The 17,711-nt window shown below is 64.4% G+C and carries 19 protein-coding genes; 16 read left to right on the top strand and 3 right to left on the bottom strand.

Going from position 1 to position 17,711, the window contains the following annotated elements; translation table 11 throughout:
• Nucleotides 1-211 precede the first annotated feature (211 nt).
• Together ABIC09_RS15475 and ABIC09_RS15470 are read left to right on the top strand one after the other, a co-directional pair.
• Nucleotides 212-544, top strand: a complete 333-nt coding sequence (locus ABIC09_RS15475) for an acyl-CoA thioesterase (RefSeq protein WP_502917674.1) — start codon at nucleotides 212-214, stop codon at nucleotides 542-544.
• A gap of 78 nt (nucleotides 545-622) precedes the next feature.
• Nucleotides 623-1,090, top strand: coding sequence for a nuclear transport factor 2 family protein (locus ABIC09_RS15470; RefSeq protein WP_354109780.1), 468 nt, complete (start codon nucleotides 623-625; stop codon nucleotides 1,088-1,090).
• A gap of 29 nt (nucleotides 1,091-1,119) precedes the next feature.
• Here the strand turns inward: ABIC09_RS15470 and ABIC09_RS15465 are convergent, their stop codons facing one another.
• Together ABIC09_RS15465 and ABIC09_RS15460 are read right to left on the bottom strand one after the other, a co-directional pair.
• Complete coding sequence (locus tag ABIC09_RS15465) at nucleotides 1,120-1,824, bottom strand: type 1 glutamine amidotransferase (RefSeq protein WP_354109779.1); 705 nt, start codon at nucleotides 1,822-1,824, stop codon at nucleotides 1,120-1,122.
• A 28-nt stretch (nucleotides 1,825-1,852) separates the two neighbouring features.
• On the bottom strand, nucleotides 1,853-2,779 hold the full coding sequence (locus ABIC09_RS15460; protein ID WP_148754055.1) for a LysR family transcriptional regulator: 927 nt from the start codon (nucleotides 2,777-2,779) through the stop codon (nucleotides 1,853-1,855).
• Nucleotides 2,780-2,930: 151 nt separating this feature from the next.
• Here ABIC09_RS15460 and ABIC09_RS15455 point away from each other — a divergent pair, with 151 nt between their 5' ends.
• Genes ABIC09_RS15455 through ABIC09_RS15415 form a run of 9 tightly spaced genes read left to right on the top strand, consistent with a single transcriptional unit; the run spans nucleotide 2,931 to nucleotide 11,732 of the window.
• Complete coding sequence (locus ABIC09_RS15455) at nucleotides 2,931-3,887, top strand: N-carbamoyl-D-amino-acid hydrolase (protein WP_354109778.1); 957 nt, start codon at nucleotides 2,931-2,933, stop codon at nucleotides 3,885-3,887.
• Between the two features lie 42 nt (nucleotides 3,888-3,929).
• Nucleotides 3,930-4,757: an ABC transporter substrate-binding protein gene (locus ABIC09_RS15450; RefSeq protein ID WP_354032347.1), complete on the top strand. Its 828-nt coding sequence runs from the start codon at nucleotides 3,930-3,932 to the stop codon at nucleotides 4,755-4,757.
• On the top strand, nucleotides 4,754-5,611 hold the full coding sequence (locus tag ABIC09_RS15445) for an amino acid ABC transporter permease (protein WP_354082266.1): 858 nt from the start codon (nucleotides 4,754-4,756) through the stop codon (nucleotides 5,609-5,611). The genes ABIC09_RS15450 and ABIC09_RS15445 overlap by 4 nt, the downstream gene beginning before the upstream one ends.
• Nucleotides 5,608-6,372, top strand: a complete 765-nt coding sequence (locus ABIC09_RS15440; protein ID WP_354109777.1) for an amino acid ABC transporter ATP-binding protein — start codon at nucleotides 5,608-5,610, stop codon at nucleotides 6,370-6,372. The genes ABIC09_RS15445 and ABIC09_RS15440 overlap by 4 nt, the downstream gene beginning before the upstream one ends.
• A gap of 16 nt (nucleotides 6,373-6,388) precedes the next feature.
• Nucleotides 6,389-7,219, top strand: coding sequence for an ABC transporter substrate-binding protein (locus ABIC09_RS15435; protein ID WP_354082265.1), 831 nt, complete (start codon nucleotides 6,389-6,391; stop codon nucleotides 7,217-7,219).
• Complete coding sequence (locus ABIC09_RS15430; RefSeq protein WP_354109776.1) at nucleotides 7,206-8,090, top strand: polysaccharide deacetylase family protein; 885 nt, start codon at nucleotides 7,206-7,208, stop codon at nucleotides 8,088-8,090. The genes ABIC09_RS15435 and ABIC09_RS15430 overlap by 14 nt, the downstream gene beginning before the upstream one ends.
• An 8-nt stretch (nucleotides 8,091-8,098) precedes the next feature.
• A complete protein-coding gene (locus ABIC09_RS15425; RefSeq protein ID WP_354109775.1) occupies nucleotides 8,099-8,755 on the top strand; it encodes an aspartate/glutamate racemase family protein in 657 nt (218 codons plus the stop codon).
• Nucleotides 8,756-8,778: 23 nt separating this feature from the next.
• Complete coding sequence (locus ABIC09_RS15420; RefSeq protein WP_354109774.1) at nucleotides 8,779-10,362, top strand: ABC transporter substrate-binding protein; 1,584 nt, start codon at nucleotides 8,779-8,781, stop codon at nucleotides 10,360-10,362.
• Nucleotides 10,359-11,732, top strand: a complete 1,374-nt coding sequence (locus ABIC09_RS15415; protein WP_354109773.1) for an amidohydrolase family protein — start codon at nucleotides 10,359-10,361, stop codon at nucleotides 11,730-11,732. Before ABIC09_RS15420 ends, ABIC09_RS15415 begins: the two co-directional genes overlap by 4 nt.
• On the opposite strand, the gene ABIC09_RS15410 is transcribed toward ABIC09_RS15415, so the two are convergent.
• Nucleotides 11,729-12,628 (bottom strand): LysR substrate-binding domain-containing protein, encoded by a 900-nt coding sequence (locus tag ABIC09_RS15410; RefSeq protein ID WP_354082262.1) that lies wholly within the window; start codon nucleotides 12,626-12,628, stop codon nucleotides 11,729-11,731. The two genes, ABIC09_RS15415 and ABIC09_RS15410, sit on opposite strands and share 4 nt — an antisense overlap.
• 134 nt (nucleotides 12,629-12,762) lie before the next feature.
• Here ABIC09_RS15410 and ABIC09_RS15405 point away from each other — a divergent pair, with 134 nt between their 5' ends.
• Genes ABIC09_RS15405 through ABIC09_RS15385 form a run of 5 tightly spaced genes read left to right on the top strand, consistent with a single transcriptional unit; the run spans nucleotide 12,763 to nucleotide 17,688 of the window.
• On the top strand, nucleotides 12,763-13,800 hold the full coding sequence (locus ABIC09_RS15405; protein WP_354109772.1) for an ABC transporter substrate-binding protein: 1,038 nt from the start codon (nucleotides 12,763-12,765) through the stop codon (nucleotides 13,798-13,800).
• 27 nt (nucleotides 13,801-13,827) lie between these two features.
• Nucleotides 13,828-14,868, top strand: coding sequence for an ABC transporter ATP-binding protein (locus ABIC09_RS15400; protein ID WP_354109771.1), 1,041 nt, complete (start codon nucleotides 13,828-13,830; stop codon nucleotides 14,866-14,868).
• Nucleotides 14,865-15,740, top strand: a complete 876-nt coding sequence (locus ABIC09_RS15395; protein ID WP_354109770.1) for an ABC transporter permease — start codon at nucleotides 14,865-14,867, stop codon at nucleotides 15,738-15,740. Before ABIC09_RS15400 ends, ABIC09_RS15395 begins: the two co-directional genes overlap by 4 nt.
• Nucleotides 15,737-16,543, top strand: a complete 807-nt coding sequence (locus ABIC09_RS15390) for an ABC transporter permease (protein WP_354109769.1) — start codon at nucleotides 15,737-15,739, stop codon at nucleotides 16,541-16,543. The genes ABIC09_RS15395 and ABIC09_RS15390 overlap by 4 nt, the downstream gene beginning before the upstream one ends.
• A gap of 8 nt (nucleotides 16,544-16,551) precedes the next feature.
• The gene (locus tag ABIC09_RS15385) at nucleotides 16,552-17,688 is read left to right on the top strand and encodes an NAD(P)/FAD-dependent oxidoreductase (protein WP_354109768.1); all 1,137 of its coding nucleotides are present in this window, start codon (nucleotides 16,552-16,554) and stop codon (nucleotides 17,686-17,688) included.
• Nucleotides 17,689-17,711: the final 23 nt, after the last annotated feature.

Here is a 17,711-nt window from a genome sequence, read left to right as displayed (position 1 = left end):
TGGCGCGTGTAGACGTAGCGCTTATCTCAGGCGAATAGCGCAGCGCACCCCAAAGGCTGCGGCTTGCTATGGAAGAGCATAGATAGATCTGCTCATCATTCACGCCTTAGCCGTCCAGCGACCCAAGGAAAGCAACCCGTTAGGCTTCTGTTGCGACATCGTCAAACCAGTGTTTTCAGGCATCGTCTATCACGCCAATTATCTGCGCTACATGGAACGTGGGCGCACCAATCATCTGCGGCTGATGGGCGCTCAGCAGCAGGCGCTGTTCGAGCAGGCCGAGACGGAAGGCGCAGGCTTTGCCTTCGTCGTGCGCTCGATGCATCTGGATTTCCTCAAGCCGGCGCGGATGGACGACGTGCTCGATATCGTGACCTGGCCGGTTGCGGTGAAGGGCGCCTCCATCATGCTGGCGCAGGAGGTGCGGCGCGGTGAGGACGTGCTGGTCAAGGCCGAGGTGCGCGTCGCTTTCATCAGCGGCGGCAGGGCTCAACCGATCCCCAAGTCGATCCGCACGCTGATGAAGGCCGATCTGATTTCGTGATCGGTCGATAGGCGATGGCCTCTCGACTCCATCGCGTGCGCGGATAGATTGCGCCCCAAACCAACCGAGGAGGCCATCATGTCGCGTCCGCCGCTTCCGCCCTTCACCCGAGAGACCGCTGCGCAGAAGGCGCGCATGGCGGAGGACGCCTGGAACTCGCGCGATCCGGTGCGCGTCTCGCTCGCCTATACCGAGGACAGCCGCTGGCGCAATCGCGCGGAAGTGTTTCAGGGCCGCGAAGCGATCGTCGCATTCCTCACCCGTAAATGGGAGAAGGAGCAGGAGTACCGCCTGATCAAGGATCTCTGGGCCTTCGACGAAAATCGCATCGCGGTGCGCTTCCAGTACGAATGGCACGACGCGAGCGGCCAATGGTATCGCTCCTACGGCAACGAGCAGTGGGAGTTCGACGCGCACGGCCTGATGCGGCGGCGCGAGGCCTCGATCAACGACATCGCGATTGCGGAGAAGGATCGCCGCTTTCACTGGGCGGCGCCGGGACCGCGCCCGGCGGATGTGCCGGGGCTTGGAACGGATCCGTTCTGAATTACTTCCGCAAGCGGGGTGAGGTGAAATCAGCGTCGCGCCAAAAACCTCGTAATCGCGCCGCCGAGCTTCGCGTTGTCCAGCGGTTGCGCCAGCGAATCCCTTGCCGTTGCCACGACATCCTCCGGCGCCTTGCCGTCGCGCAACTCGCAGCACACTTGCGCAAACTCCACGTCGAACTCCGGATGTGGCTGCACTGTCAGCGTTGCGCCGTTGGCGTAGAGCAGGCCGGCATGCGGTGTGAATTTGGACGAGAGGATCGTCAGCGCGTCGTTCGGTGGCTCGATCACCTGGTCTTGATGTGAGGCGGCGATGGCGACCGCTTCGCCGTCGACGACGCCGTTCTCCGGCAGCACCTGATAGACGTGCCGGCCGATGCCCCAGCCGTTCTCAGACTTGCGCACGGTGCCGCCGAGCGCCTGCGCGATCAGCTGGTGGCCGAAGCAGACGCCGACCATCGGCGTCTTGTTGGCGTAAGCCGTGCGCACGAAATCTTCCAGCGGCGCGATCCAGTCGAGCCCGTCATAGACGCCGGCGGCAGCACCGGTGATCAGCACGGCCTCGAGCTTGCTCGGATCGGGCAGCACATCGCCATTCGGGATGCTGACGACGTCGACCGTGGCTGTCGGATCCTCGGCGCGGACCATGCGCTCGAACATGTCCGGAAACGAGCCGTGCTGTTCGCGGTATTTTGGCGGAACCTGTCCGGTCTCGATGATGGTGATGCGTGCCAAGTGCCCCTCAGGTCAAAGGTTGCGAAGCTCAGTCGCTTCCTGCCCCATGTTGCTGGTGTGGCGCTGTGCGGTCCAACAGCGCACTCTCCTTGCGGATCTCGCCGAGAAAGGCCTTGGCCAGACGCGACAGCGGCTCCGCCTCCGACCATAGCATGTAGGCGACGGCGCGGGTCGTCGGCGTGAACGGCCGGACGACCAGACCGTGGCCGGCGTTCTGGTGCGGCGAGAAGGGATCGACCACGGCGGCACCGACGCCGGCGGCTGCGAGCACGCAGGCCGTGTTGCAATAGCGCACCTCGACGGTCGGCTGGAACGGCGCGCCGGCGCGGGCGAAACTGTCGCGCACGGCTTCGCCAAGCCGGGTGCCGCGTTCGAGCCCGATGAAGGGCAGGCCGGACAGATCCGCGGCCGAGATCACCGGTCTGTCGGCGAGCGGATGCTGCGGCGGCAGTACGCAGACCATTTCGCCGGTGTGCACCACCTCATGCGCGATGCCGGGATGGTGCGTCAGCCCGAGCGCGAAGCCGAGCTCTGCGACGCGGCTGAGCACGCCCTCGATGATGCCCTCATAGCGCCTGACGTCGAAGAACACGCGTGTCTCCGGGCGGCAGCGCAGGAAGGCTGATAGAGCGGAGGGAATGATGCTGTAGGCGAGCGGCGGCGTCGCCACGATCGCGAGATGTCCTGAGCGGTTCTCACGCAGGTCGCGCACGCGGTTCTCGAGCTTGGCGTGAAGCGCGAAGATCGCTTCGCTCTCCTTGTAGAGCGCCATCGCCTCGGCGGTCGGAAACAGCCGGTTGTTGACGCGCTCGAACAGCGCAAAGCCCGCCTGCGCTTCCATCGTCTTCAGCGCGTTGCTGACGGCGGGCTGCGACAGCGCCAGCTCATCGGCCGCCGCCACCGTGGTGCGATGGCGGATGACGGCACGCAGGATCTCGAGCTGGCGCAGGTTCATATCACTGCCGATTATACTCAGGGCCAAAACATCATAGCACGATGAATTGCTTTTGCAGCCCTCCTTGCGCCTAATGGTCGCGGATTTGCATGCTGGATCAAAGGGTTCATTCGCCCATTGAGGCAGCATTGCGCACAGATTGGAGGCAGTCTTGGTTCGTGTCCTTCGCGCCGCCGCCGCCCAGATGGGGCCGACGCAAAAAGCCGATACGCGTGAGCATACGCTATCGCGGATGCTTGCCATGCTGGAGGAAGCGGCGAACCGCGGCGCCAGCCTCGTGGTGTTTCCCGAGCTCGCCTTCACCACCTTTTTTCCGCGCTGGCTGCTCGAAGGTGAAGCGCTCGACAAGTTTTTCGAGCACGGCATGCCGAACCCGGCCGTGGCAAAGCTGTTCGATCGCGCGCGGGCGCTGCGTGTCGGCTTTTATGTCGGCTATGCCGAGCAGACCGCCGAAGGCCGCCGCTACAATTGCGCCATCCTGGTCGATCGCGACGGCGAGATCCTCGGCCGCTATCGCAAGGTGCATCTGCCGGGCTCGGTCGAGCCGCGGCCGGGCGCGCGCTATCAGCAGCTTGAGAAGCGCTATTTCGAATATGGCGATCTCGGCTTTCCCGCGTTCCGCGCCGGCTCGGCCTGGGCGCATGCCATCATGGGCATGATGATCTGCAACGATCGTCGCTGGCCGGAGTCCTGGCGCGTGCTCGGCCTGCAGGGCGTCGAGCTCGTTTGCATCGGCTACAATTCGGCGGCCTACGATCCCAACGGCGGCAGCACAGAAGATGCATCCTTGCGCACCTTCCATTCGACGCTGGTGACGCAGGCCAATGCCTACATGAACGCGACCTGGGCGATCTCGGTGGCCAAGGCCGGCGAAGAGGACGGCTCGGGGCTGATCGGCGGTTCCTGCATCGTCGATCCCAACGGCCGCATCGTCGCGCAGGCTGCGACCTTGACCGACGAGGTGATCGTCGCCGATATCGATCTCGACCTCTGCCGCCAGGGCAAGGACAAGATGTTCAATTTCGACGCCCACCGGCGGCCCGAGCAATACAGGGTGATCACCGAGCGCGCCGGCGTCATCGAGCCGGCCGTTCTCGAAGCGGACTGACGATTGGCACGGCGTTGGCAAGACACTGGCAAAGGAGCTGACATGATACGCCTCTCGCTTTCTCTCGGTCTTGCCGCGCTGGCGGCCATTGCCACAGCGCAAGCCGCCGAGCTTCCTGCCGAGATCAAGCAAGCGGGCGCTCTGAAACTCACGGTCAATTCGACCTACGCGCCAATGGAATATCGCGATCCCGCCAGCAATGAGCTGGTGGGACTCGACATCGATCTCGCCAACGAGCTCGCCAAGCGGCTCGGCGGCCTCAAGATCGTCTGGAGCGAGACGCCATTCGCCGAGCTGATTCCCTCGCTCCAGACCAAGCGCGCCGATTTCATCATTAGCGGCATTCAGGATCGCAGCTCACGGCGCGAGACGGCGGACTTCGTCGACTATCTCACCACCGGCCCGCAATTCTTCGTGCTCACGGAGAGCGACGCCAAGGGCGCCACCGATCTTTGCGGCAAGAAGGTCGGCACGACGCGCAGCACGGCGTTTCCACTCGAGATCGATAAGTGGAGCAAGCAGAATTGCGAGCCGGCTGGCAAGCCTGCCATCCAGTATGTTCCCGGTGAGAACTCGATCGACGTCCGCAACCAGCTCAAGCAAGGCCGCATCGATGCCGCAGTCCAGGGCAGTGAGACCTTGCCCTATGCGCAAGCTCAGGAAGCCGGCAAATACCGCATCGTTGGCGGGCAGTTGTCCACGGGATATCAAGGCATCATGTTCCGCAAGGACGATTCCGTACTCCGTGACGTCGTGACGGAAAAGCTCACGGCCATGATCGCCGACGGCTCCTACAAGGCGGTTCTCGACAAATGGGGCCTGGGCGCGAATGCAGTGACCCAGCCCATGCTGAACGCGGCGCCGCAATGAGGCCGGCGCCGGCACTCGCGGAAGGTTTTCCCGATCTGTCGGGGATGCGGATCGCGCGCGAGCCGCACTGGTTTCGCTGGCTCAGCGCAGCACTGATCGTCCTGATGCTGGCGGCAATCGCGCGCGCCTTCGCCAATGGGCAGATCGAATGGTCCTATGTCAGTCGCTTCATCACCGCAAAGGTGATCCTCGAAGGCATCGTCAACACCATGGTGATGGCGGTGCTGGCGATGGCGCTCGGCATCTTTCTCGGCGTTGTCGTCGCGATCATGCGGCTGTCGCCCAATCCAGTGCTGAAGACGGTGGCGGCTGGCTACACCTGGCTGTTCCGCGGCACGCCGCTGATCCTGCAATTGCTGCTCTGGTTCAACCTCGCGCTGGTGTTTCCGACCATCGGTATTCCCGGCCTCTGGAGTGCGCGCGCCGTCGATGTCATGACGCCGTTCCTCGCCGCACTGCTCGGGCTCGGCATCAACCAGGGCGCCTACACGTCCGAAGTGGTGCGCGCGGGCATGTTGTCGGTCGACATCGGGCAATATGAAGCGGCGCAGGCGATCGGCATGGGACGGCTGCGTGCGCTGCGCCGGATCATCCTGCCGCAGGCGATGCGCGTGGTGATCCCGCCGCTCGGCAACGAGTTCATCGGCATGGTGAAGGCGACCTCGCTTGCGAGCGTCATCCAATATCCGGAAGTGCTGCACAACGCCGAAAACATCTACTACGCGAACTCTCGCGTGATCGAGCTCCTGATCGTCGCCGGGCTCTGGTATCTGGTCGTTGTCTCGATCCTGACGCCGCTCCAGATGCTGCTCGAACGCCGTTTTGCACGCGGCACATTGCGATTTGCGCGATGACAAAGCCCCTCGTCGCGATCCGCTCTGTAGCCAAGAGTTTTGGAGAGTTCCAGGCTCTCAAAAACGTCTCGCTCGACGTCTGGCCCGGCGAGGTGATGTGTCTGATCGGCGCCTCCGGCTCGGGCAAGACCACGCTGCTCCGCTGCATCAACCAGCTCGCCGCCATCGATAGCGGCGGCATCTGGCTCGACGGCGAGCTCTTGGGCGTGCGCGAGCAAAACGGGCGGCTCCATCGCCTCAGCGAGCGCGAGATCGGGGGGCAGCGTCTGAAGACTGGTATGGTGTTCCAGCGCTTCAACCTGTTTCCGCACAAGACCGCGCTGGAAAACATCATCGAAGGTCCGCTCCAGGTGCAGGGCCGCAAAGCCGACGAGGTGCGTGCCGAGGCGCTCGAGCTGCTCCGGCGCGTCGGGCTGTTGGCGAAGGCCAATTCGTATCCCGCGCAGCTCTCCGGTGGCCAGCAGCAGCGTGTGGCGATTGCGCGGTCACTTGCGATGAAACCGATGCTGATGCTGTTCGACGAGCCGACCAGCGCACTCGACCCGGAGCTCGTCGGCGAGGTGCTCGCGGTGATGAAGGAGCTGGCGAAGAGCGGCATGACCATGCTGGTGGTGACGCACGAGCTCGGCTTCGCCCGCGAGGTCGCCGACCGCGTCGTCTACATGGACCAGGGCGCGATTGTCGAGCAGGGCCGCGCCTCGGACGTGCTGGGCGCGCCGCGCGAGGAGCGGACCAAGGCATTTCTTTCGGCAGTGATCTGAAATGGGGGGCGTGTTGATGAAGAGAGTTTTGGTTGCGGCGGCGCTTTTCGGTGCCATGACCGTTTCGGCTCTAAGTGTTCAGGCTTGGGCGATCGAGTTGCCGCCGGAGATCGCCAAGCGCGGCAGCATCAAGATCGCGCTGGTGCCGAATTATCCGCCGATGGAGTTCCGCGATCCCGCCACCAACACGCTGTCGGGCTTCGACATCGATCTCGGCGAGGCGATCGGCCGCAAGCTCGGCGTCAAGATCGAATGGACTGAAACCAGCTTTGCCGAGTTCATGCCCTCGATTTCGACGGGCCGGGTGGATGCCATCCTGTCCGGCTTCACCGACTATGCGAGCCGACACGACATTGCCTCCTTCGTCGATTATTTGCGCAGCGGTCCAAAATTCTTCGTGCAGCAATCCCGTGTGTCCGAGTTCAAGGACATGGCTGCGCTGTGCGGCAAGAAGGTCGGCGCCAGCCGCCGGACCATGTTTCCGGCCGAGATCGATAAGTGGAGCCAGAAGAATTGCGGCAGCAATCCGATCCAGTTCGTCGGCACCGACGGCTCGGCAGATGCGCGCACGCAGCTCAGGCAGGGCCGCATCGACGCTGCCGTTCAAGGCAACGAGACGCTGCCCTATCTGATGGATATCGAGCCGGGCACCTATGCGCCGGTCGGCGATCCGTTCGCAACGCAGTTCACGGGCATTGCGCTGCCGGTCAAGGAAAAGGCGTTACAGCAGGCAATGATCGAGGCTGTCGATGCGCTGATCGTCGACGGCACCTACAAAACCCTGCTTGCGAAGTGGAAACTGACAGACAACGCACTCGAAAAGGCAACCATCAATGCTGGACAGTAAGGCCCTCCAGAGCATCCCGCTCACCCCAGCCAACACCGCAGATCCCGCGCCGGAATACCCTTGGCCCAAGCCGTACAAGTCGGCGATGTTCCTGTCCTTCGACGTCGACGCGGAGAGCGCGTGGACCAGCAAGGACGCGGTGCACGCGCAGCGGCTCATTACCATGAGCTATGGCGGTTACGAGGCGCGCGTCGGCACACCGAAGCTGCTGGAGCTGCTCGACCAGCTCGATCTCAAGGCGACGTTCTTCGTCACGGGATGGTCGGTCGATGCGCATCCGGCGATGGCGGAGTCGATTCTCAAGGCCGGCCACGAGATCGGCCATCACGGCTATCACCATTTGCTGCCCGATCCCGGCGATCCCTGGATCGAGGAGGAGCTTGAGCGCGGTTTCGAAGCGCTGAAGCGCAGGCTCGGCGTCAGGCCGACCGGCTATCGGGCTCCTTACGGTGAGTTCACCGAGGAGCTGCGCGTCGCACTCGTGCGTCACGGCATCGTCTACACGTCCTCGTTCCGCGACGATGTGCGGCCCTATCGCCATCGTCTCGCTGACGGTAAGCCCGGCACGATCGAGCTGCCGGTGACGGCGAGCTATGACGACTGGATGCACGGTCTCTCGGCGCGCTTCAGCCCGCGCTCGATCTTCCCGAGGGAGCACGTGCTCTCGATCTGGAAGGACGAGCTCGACGAAACCCGCGACTGGGGCGCGATGGTCACGACCGTGCTGCATCCGCAGTGCAGCGGCCGTCCGATGCGGCTGCGCCTGCTGCGCGAGTTCCTGACCTACGCAAAGTCGTGCCCGGATGTCTGGATCACCACCGGCGAGAAGATCGCTGAAAACTTCCTGCGCCACGAGACCGCCAACCGTTGAGCCATGCCATGACCCGTCGCCGCATCCTCGTCATCAACCCCAACTCCTCGGCGTCGGTGACCGCGGCGATCGACGACGCGGTGGCACCGCTGCGGATCATCGGCGGACCTGACATCGAGGTGATCGGCCTCGCTGAGGGGCCGCCCGGGATCAGCTCGCAGCGCGATGCCGACAGTGTGGTGATGCCGCTGGTCAATCGCGTGGCGCGTGACGATGCGGATGCCTTCGTGCTCGCGTGCTTCAGCGATCCCGGGCTGCATGCGGTGCGCGAGGCGGCCGGCGGCCGGCCGGTGCTGGGCATCGCCGAATGCGGCATCTTTCGCGCGCTGATGCTGGGCGAACGTTTCGGCATCATCGCGCTGTCGCCATCGAGCATCCGCCGCCAGCAGCGCATGGCACGGGTGATGGGCGTCGACGGCCGCTACGCCGGAAGCTGGTCGGTCGGCGCAAGCGCGGCGGAGACGGCAGGCGCCGACATCCGCGGGCGGTTGATCGAAGCCGGCCGCGCGCTGGTCACGCAATGTCGCGCCGACGTCGTGGTGATGGGCTGTGCCGGTATGGCGTCTCACCGCGCGGCGATCGCGGAGGCGATCGGCGTGCCCGTGATCGAACCTGCGCAGCAGGCGGTCGCGGCTGCGATCGGCGCGGTCTTGTTGAATACGTAAGATACCCTCAGGAACTTCTTGTAATGCCCATCTCTCGCCGCTCGCTCCTCAAGGCTGCCGCAACAGTGCCGGCACTCTCTCTGCCCGGCATCGTGCGAGCCGAATCCCAGAGCACGCTGCGCTTCATCCCCGTCATCGATCTCGCCTTCGTCGATCCCATTTATTCGACCGCGCAGGTGTCGCGAAACCATGGCTTCATGGTCTACGACACGCTCTATGGCATGAGCTCCTCGCTCCAGCTCTCGCCGCAGATGCTGTCGGGGCAGGCCATCTCCGGCGACGGACTGCAATGGGACCTCAGCTTGCGCGACGGCTTGTTCTGGCACGGCGGTGAGCATGTGCTGGCGCGCGATTGCGTCGCCAGCATCCGTCGCTGGGCCGCGCGCGACGGCTTCGGCGGCGAGCTGATGGAGGCAACCGACGAGTTGTCAGCCGCCGACGACCGTACCATCCGCTTCCGTCTCAAGCGCCCGTTCCCGCTGTTGCCGCAGGCGCTCGGCAAGGCCGCGATCAATCCCTGCTTCATGATGCCGGAGCGGCTGGCGAGCCAGGACCCGTTCAAGCCACTGACCGAAGTCATCGGCAGCGGTCCGTTCCGCTATCTCGCCGATGAGCGCGTGCAGGGCGCCCGCAACGCCTATGCCAAATTCGACCGCTACCAACCCCGCACCGGCGGCAAGCCGGACTGGACGGCGGGGCCGAAGATCGTGCACTACGACCGCGTCGTCTGGACCACCACGCCCGATGCCGGCACCGGCGTTGCCGCGCTCCAGACCGGCGAGCAGGACTGGCAGGAGACCACGCCGCACGATCTGTTGCCGATCATCAAGGCCGCCGGCGACATCGAGACGCGTATCCTCGATCCACGCGGTTATGCCTGCATGCTTCGGCTCAACCACCTGCAGCCGCCGTTCGTCAATCCCGCCATCCGTCGCGCGCTTTTGGGCGCAATCGACCAGTCCGCTTTCATGACCGCGGTCGCTGGCACCGATCCGGCCTTCCAGGTCTCGCCGATCGGCTTCTTCGCGCCCGGCACGCCGATGGCGAGCGATGTCGGCCTCGGCGTGTTCCGCGGTCCGCGCGACTACGACAAGGTCAAGGCCGATCTGAAAGCCGCCGGCTACAATGGCGAGAAGATCGTGGTGCTCGTCCCCACCAATTCGCTGGCGCAGAAGCCGCTCGGCGAGATCGCAGTCGATAGCCTGCGCAAGGCCGGCATGAACGTCGAATATGCCGGGCTCGATTTCGCTGTGGTGTTGCAGCGCCAGCTCAAGAAAGACCCGATTCCGCAGGGCGGTTGGAGCGCCGCGGTCGGCAATTGGCAGGGCATCGACTGGCTCAACCCGGCCGGCAACACCAACATTCGCGGCGAAGGCAAGGTCGCCGGCTGGTATGCGAGCGAGAAGATGGGGCCCTTGCGCAGCCAATGGCTGGCGGCGTCCGAGCTCGCGGAGCAACAGCGCATCTGCCGCGAGATCCAGGCAGTCGCCTTCGAGGAAATCCCCTATATTCCGATCGGCCTGTACAAGCAGCCGACCGCCTATCGCAAGGACATCACCGGCATTCTCGACGGCACCGCCGTCTTCTGGAACGTACGCCCCGCATGAGCACCTCAGCAATCTTCGGCAGCTATGTGCTGTCACGCAAGGACGGCACGCAGGATGTGCTGCGCGACCATTGGGTCCTGGTCGAGGGCAAGAAGATCGCCGCAGTCACGCGCGACAGGCCGAGCGCCGACGAGGTCTACGATCGTCCCGGCCGCTTCGTCCTGCCGGGCCTGCTCAATCTGCACAATCACTGCTTCTCCGAGGCCGTGGCGCGCAGCCACAGCGAGGATGGTAACGGCCGCCGCAACAACCAGAGCATCGTCTACACGGTGCTGCTGCCGCTGACCAAGCGCGGCGCCGATATCTTGTCGGCGGAAGAGCGGCTTGCGGTGGCGCGGCTCGGCATTCTCCAGCTCCTCAAGGGCGGCGCCACCACGGTGATGGAGCCGTTCCGCAACTCGATCCCCGAGATGTTCGACGCCGCGGAGGAAATGGGCATCCGCTTCTACGGCGCGCCGTATCTGTTCTCGACGTCGGACGCCAAGGCCGGCCCCGATGGTGTGGTCCAATATTCCGGCGACGACGGCACCGCCGACATGGCGACGTGGGATGCGCTCTATCAGCGCTGGAACAATCGCGGCGACGGCCGCATCAATCTTGCGATGAGCCCGCATGCCACCGACACCTGCGGCCCCGATCTCTTGCAGGCCTGCGCCACGCGGGCGCGCGAGCTCGGCGTGCCCATCACGACTCACATGGCGCAGAGCCGCGCCGAGGTCGAGACCATCGGCAAGCGCTATGGCGGCCGTACGCCGGCGCAATATCTGGACTGGCTCGGCCTGCTGGCGCCCGATCTGATGGCGGCGCATTGCATGTTCAGCTCGGACGATGACCTCAAGCTGATGGCCGCGCGCGGCATGACCGTGCTCAACTGCCCGCGCGTTTTCGCGCGCGCCGGCGTCACTGCCGCCTTCAGCCGGTTCGCCGAGCATGGCGTCCGCACCGTGGTCGGCACCGACGGCTACAACATGGACCTGCTCGGCGAACTCAATGCGGCATCGCTGATCTCCAAGATCACGTCGCAGCGTGCCGATGTCGCCAATTCGCCCGAGTTGATCGAGGCCAACACGGCGGTCGCGGCCGACGTCATCAAGCGGCCGGACCTCGGCCGCATCGAGCCGGGCGCCACCGCCGACCTCACCGTGGTCGATCTCACCCATCCGCATCTTCAGCCGCTGTTCGACCCGCGCCGCGCGCTGATCGCACTCGCCAACCGCGCCAATATCGATCAAGTCATGGTCGATGGCCGCGTGCTGGTCGATGCGGGATGCTATCTCGGCGCCGACGAGGCGGCGATCACGGCGGCAGGAACAGCTGCGATCGGCAAGATCTGGGACCTGCCGGAGGCGCAGGCCGCGTTCAACGGCTAGCTATCAAACGCAGCAAGCGACTTGCGCATGGTCTCGACCAGATCGAGCGCCACCGGCGAAGGGCTGCGCTGCGCGGGAAACACCGCGGAGAACTCGAAGTCGATGCGCGGCAGGAAGCGGCGCACGACGATGCCGCGGGTGGAAAATTCCTGCGCGGTAAAGGGATCGCAGATCGCAACGCCGAGCCCCGACGACACCATGCCGCACATGATCTCCGACAGCGCGGTCTCGACCCGAAGCACGCGGCGGACATCGTGGCGATGGAAGACCTGGTCGACGAGATGCCGGCTCGACGATCCCGCCGACAGCGAGATGAACGTCTCGCCTTCGAAATCGCGCGGCTCCAGGACGTCCTTTTCCGTGAGGCGATGCCCCGTCGGCAGCACCGCGACGCGCGCGGGCGCCGGCAACCTCAAGGTCGGCAGGCCGGAATGTGCGATCGGCACCTCGGCGAAGCCGACGTCGCACTGATTGTTCAGCACCCAGTCGACCACGATCGGCGAGATCACGCCGAAAAAGGCGAGGTTGAGATTCGGCCGCTCCCTCAGGAAGTGACCGGTCAGCCGCGGCAGGTAGCCGTTCGACAGCGCCGGTAATGCTGCGATCCGCAGCGAGCCGGTGCGGCGGCCGCGGATTTCCTCGGCTGCGGCGGTGATACGTTCGAGGCCGACGAAGGAGCGCTCCACTTCGGTATAGAGCGCCATCGCTGCCGCTGTCGGCACGAGGCCAGTGCCGCGCCGCTCGAATAGCTCCATTTTCAGCAGCGCCTGGAGGTCGCGCAGCAACCGGCTCACTGCCGGCTGCGTCACTGTCATCAGTGCCGCGGCCTCGGTGACGCTGCCGGTCAGCATCGTCGCGCGGAAGGCCTCCACCTGCCGCGAATTGATCCGCGCCATCCCAGTTCCCATTCATAATATTTAGGCATGCAGAGGGTGCCATTATTCATTGGACGATGGAAGCTCGGCTTTGCGATCTTTTTCATCAAAGCTGGAGACAGCCCGTTTTTTCGGCAGATTGGAGATCGGACCACATGAAGACTTTTCGCCTTCTGACAGCGGTCAGCATCGCGGCGCTCGTCGTCCTTCCGTCGGCCGCCTTGGCCCAGCAGAAAACGCTCTATGTCGCCGGCTATGGCGGCTCGTTCGAGAAGACCATTCGTGATGAGGTGATCCCGACCTTCGAGAAGGAGAACGGCATCAAGGTCGAATACGTCGCCGGCAATTCCACCGACACGCTGGCCAAGCTGCAGGCGCAGAATGGCAATCAGCAGATCGACGTCGCCATCGTCGACGACGGCCCGATGTACCAGGCGATCCAGCTCGGCTTCTGTGGCAAGCTCGATGGCTTGCCGACGGCCGATCTCTACGACACTGCGCGCTTCAAGGACGATCGCGCCGTTGCGATCGGCATCGTCGCCACTGGCTTGATGTACAACACCAAGGTGTTTGCGGAGAAAGGTTGGGCGCCGCCGACCTCGTGGAATGATCTGAAGGACACGAAATACGCCAAGCAGCTGGTCATTCCGCCCATCAACAACACCTATGGCCTCGAAGCGCTGGTGATGCTGTCGAAGATGAACGGCGGCGGCGAGTCCAACGTCGATTCCGGCTTCAAGATCTTCAAGGAGCAGATCAGTCCGAACGTGCTCGCCTATGAGCCGTCGCCGGGAAAGATGACCGAGCTGTTCCAGTCCGGCCAGGCCGTGATCGCGGTGTGGGGCACCGGCCGCGTCCAGAGCTTTGCCAACACCGGCTTCCCCGTCGACTTTGTTTATCCCAAGGAAGGTGCAGCGACGCTGCTGACGACGGCGTGTCCGATCGCCAAGCCGAACGCCTCGCCGCTGGCCTCAAACTTCGTCAAGATGCTGCTTGATCCCAAGATTCAGCTCGTGATGCTCAAGGACTACGGCTACGGCCCGGTGCTGAAATCGCTGGTGGTGCCGCCAGAGCTCGGCAAAATGGCGCCGATCGGCGAGCGCGCGGCTAAGCTCTACAATCCGGACTGGACAATCATCAACGACAAGCGCGAGGAGTGGACCAAGCGCTGGAACCGTGAGGTCGAGCGCTGATCTGATCGTCCGCAGCGGAGACAGCTCATGGCCTATCTCGAGCTCAGTCGGGTGGCAAAACAGTTCGGCGCGCAGACTGTGGTCGACGACTTCAGTCTCGCGGTCGGCAAGGGGGAGTTCATCTCGTTCCTTGGCCCCTCCGGCTGCGGCAAGACCACGACGTTGCAGATGATCGCGGGCTTCCTCGATCCCACACGCGGCGCGATCCGCCTGGAGGACAAGGACCTGACCGCGATCCATCCGGCCAAGCGCGGGCTCGGCATCGTGTTCCAGAGCTACGCGCTGTTTCCGCACATGACGGCGGCGGAGAACGTTGCCTTTGGCCTCGAGATGCGCAACGTCCCGCGTAACGAGCTGGCCGAGCGCGTGCGTGCCGCGCTCGCAATGGTGGGCCTTGCCGGTTACGAGGAGCGCCATCCGCGCCGCATGTCCGGCGGCCAGCAGCAGCGCGTCGCGCTGGCGCGTGCGCTGGTAATCAAGCCGAGCGTGCTGCTGCTCGACGAGCCGCTGTCGAACCTCGACGCAAAATTGCGCGAGGAGATGCAGATCGAGCTGCGCCAGATCCAGCGCACCATCGGCACCACCACGATCCTCGTCACCCACGATCAGAACGAGGCGATGTCGCTGTCCGACCGTATCGTGGTCATGAGCCAGGGCAAGATCGAGCAGATCGGCACACCGCAGGAGACTTATGAGAAGCCGGTCTCGGCCTTCGTCTCGCAGTTTTTGGGCAAGACCAACGATTTTGCCGGGACGATCGATCGGACTGCAATTCCGGCGCGGTTGGTGGCGGGCTCCTGGAGCGCGCTGGCGCCGGCCGGGCTCAGTGGCCCTGTCACCGTCAGCATTCGTCCTGAACGTATCGGCTTTGGCGATGAGGGCCTCGGTGCAAAGATCGTCACGCGTATCTTCCAGGGCAATCACTGGCTGCTCCAGTGCGAGAGCGAATGCGGCCCGGCGATCGTGATCCGCCAGAATGATGGTGAGAGGCAGCCAGCCGAAGGCGACGCCGTTCGTCTCACCTGGCGCCCCGAGGACATGAGCGTGCGTGCAAGGACCGTCACATGAGCGGGGTCGCCGAGGAGCGCAACGCGCGTGCACCTTGGGGGCTGACGGCGCCTGCCCTGATGCTGTTCGTCGGTGTGCTGCTGATCCCGCTCGCCATGACCGTGATGCTGTCGTTCCACGATTGGGGCCAGTACAAGGGCATCGAGCCGGTCTTCATCCTGAAGAACTGGCAGGAGATCGCCACCGATCCCTATTACGCAGAAATGTTCTGGCGGACGTTTCGGATCGCGATCCTGACCACGCTGCTCACCGCTCTGCTCGGCGCGCCCGAAGCCTACATCCTCAACCGCATGAGCGGTCGCTGGAAGAGCTTTTTCCTGCTTGTCATCCTCGGGCCGCTGCTGATCTCCGTGGTGGCGCGCACGCTCGGCTGGGCGCTGCTGTTCGGCGGCAACAACGGCCTCGTCAACAAGCTCTTGATGTCGGCCGGGGTGATCCGCTTCCCCATTCCCTTCATGTTCACCGAGACCGGCATGGTCGTCGCGCTCGCGCATGTGATGATGCCGTTCATGGTGCTGTCGGTCTGGGCCGCGCTGCAACGGCTCGATCCGCAGATCGAGAACGCCGCGATGTCGCTCGGTGCTGGTCCCGTGACCATCATCCGCCGCATCATCATGCCGCAGATCATGCCGGGCGTGCTGTCGGGTGCGATCATCGTGTTCTCGCTCTCGGCCAGCGCCTTTGCGACACCGGCAATCATCGGCGGCCGCCGCCTCAAGGTCGCGGCGACGCTCGCCTATGACGAATTCCTCAACACGCTGAACTGGCCGCTCGGCGCAGCCGTCGCCACGCTGCTGCTGGTGGCGCTGGTGCTGATCGTGGTCGGCAGCAACGCGCTGATCGAACGCCGCTACGCCGAGGTGTTCCGATGAGACGGAACGGCCCGTTGGCGCTGATCTTTCACACCATCTTCGTTGTCGTGATGGTGGCGCCGATCCTGGTGGTGTGCCTCGTCGCCTTCACCCCCGAAGGTTTTCTGTCGCTGCCGACCAACGGCTTTTCGCTGCGCTGGTTCAGGGCGATCGCCAACTATCCCGAATTCATCCACGCCTTCTGGGTCAGCCTTGGGTTAGGGGCGCTGTCTTCCTTCGTAGCGCTGCTGTTCGCGGTGCCGGCGGCGCTCGCAATTGCGCGTTATCGCTTCCGCGGTCGCGACGCGCTGGCGGCGCTGTTCCTGTCGCCGCTGATGATCCCGCATGTCGTGCTCGGCATCGCCTTCCTGCGCTTCTTCACCTCGGCCGGGCTCGGCGGCAGCTTTGCGGCGCTGATCATCGCCCATGTCATCATTGTATTTCCGTTCGCACTGCGGCTGACGCTGGCGGCGGCAACCGGCATGGACCTTTCGGTCGAGATGGCGGCGGTCTCGCTCGGCGCCGACGGTTGGACGTTGTTTCGTCGTGTCACGCTGCCGCTGATCCTGCCCGGCGTCATCAGCGGGTGGGCGCTCGCCTTCATCCAGTCCTTCGACGATCTGACCATGACCGTCTTCCTCGCGGCGCCCGGCACCGAGACATTGCCGGTGCGCATGTTTCTTTATATCCAGGACAACATCGATCCGCTGGTGACGTCGGTCTCGGCCTGCGTGATCGCGATCACCATGACCGCCCTCATTCTGCTCGACCGCTTCTACGGGCTCGACCGCGTGCTCGCCGGCAAGGGCGATCCGGGACGATAGGAGAACTCATGTCAGGAGAATACGACGTCGCCGTCGTCGGCGGCGGATTGCTCGGCTCCGCCATTGCCTGGGGCCTGGGCCGGCTTGGCAAGAGCGTGGCCGTGCTGGACGAAGGCGACATCACCAAGCGCGCCTCACGCGCGAACTTTGCGCTGGTCTGGGTCCAGAGCAAGGGGCTCGGCATGCCCGCCTATACGGTGTGGACCGTGCAGGCGTCGCAAGCTTGGGGCCGGCTGGCCTCCGAATTGAAGCAACAGACCGGTCTCGACGTCGCGCTTCAGCAGAACGGCGGCTTTCATCTCACCCTCGGCGAGGACGAATTCGGCCAGCGCGCCGAGCTGGTCAAGCGCATGCACAACCAGGCGGGCGCTGCCGACTACAACATGGAGATGCTGTCCGCCTCCGAGGTGAAGAAGTCGCTGCCGCTGATAGGGCCGGAGGTTTCGGGCGGCAGCTATTGTCCGCTCGATGGCCACGTCAATTCGCTGCGCACCTTTCGCGCCTTCCACACCGCCTTCAGGGAATTCGGTATCGATTATTTCCCGGAGCAGCCGGTCTCGGCGATCAGCAAGAATGCCGGCGAATTCCGCCTGACCACGCCGAAGGGCGAGCTTCGCGCCGCCAAGATCGTGCTCGCAGCCGGCAATGCCAATCAGACGCTGGCGCCGATGGTCGGCCTCTATGCGCCGATGGGCCCGACCCGCGGCCAAATCGTGGTGACCGAACGCACCATGCCGTTCCTGCCGCATCCGCTGACCACGATCCGCCAGACCGACGAGGGCACGGTGATGATCGGCGACAGCAAGGAGGACGAGCTCGACGACCGCGCGCTCAAGCACTCGATCAGCGCGGTGATGACCGATCGCGCGCAGCGGATGTTTCCGCATCTGGCGCGGCTCAACGTGGTCAGGAGCTGGGCCGGCATTCGCGTCATGCCGCAGGACGGCTTTCCGATCTACGACCAGTCGGAGACGCATCCCGGCGCTTTCGTCGCCTGCTGTCATTCCGGCGTGACGCTCGCCTCCAACCACGCCTTCGAGATCGCGCAGATGGTGGCGCAAGGCGCGCTTGAGCCGGAGCTAGTCGGCGCGTTCTCGGCGAGCCGCTTCGGCGGCGCGGGCGCTGCGAACACCAGCGGCTATTAGAGATATCAAGGAGCCAAGAGGCA

Source organism: Bradyrhizobium sp. S3.12.5, assembly GCF_040548225.1.
Lineage (GTDB): Bacteria > Pseudomonadota > Alphaproteobacteria > Rhizobiales > Xanthobacteraceae > Bradyrhizobium > Bradyrhizobium cytisi.
This window is presented reverse-complemented; position numbering and strand designations above follow the sequence as displayed.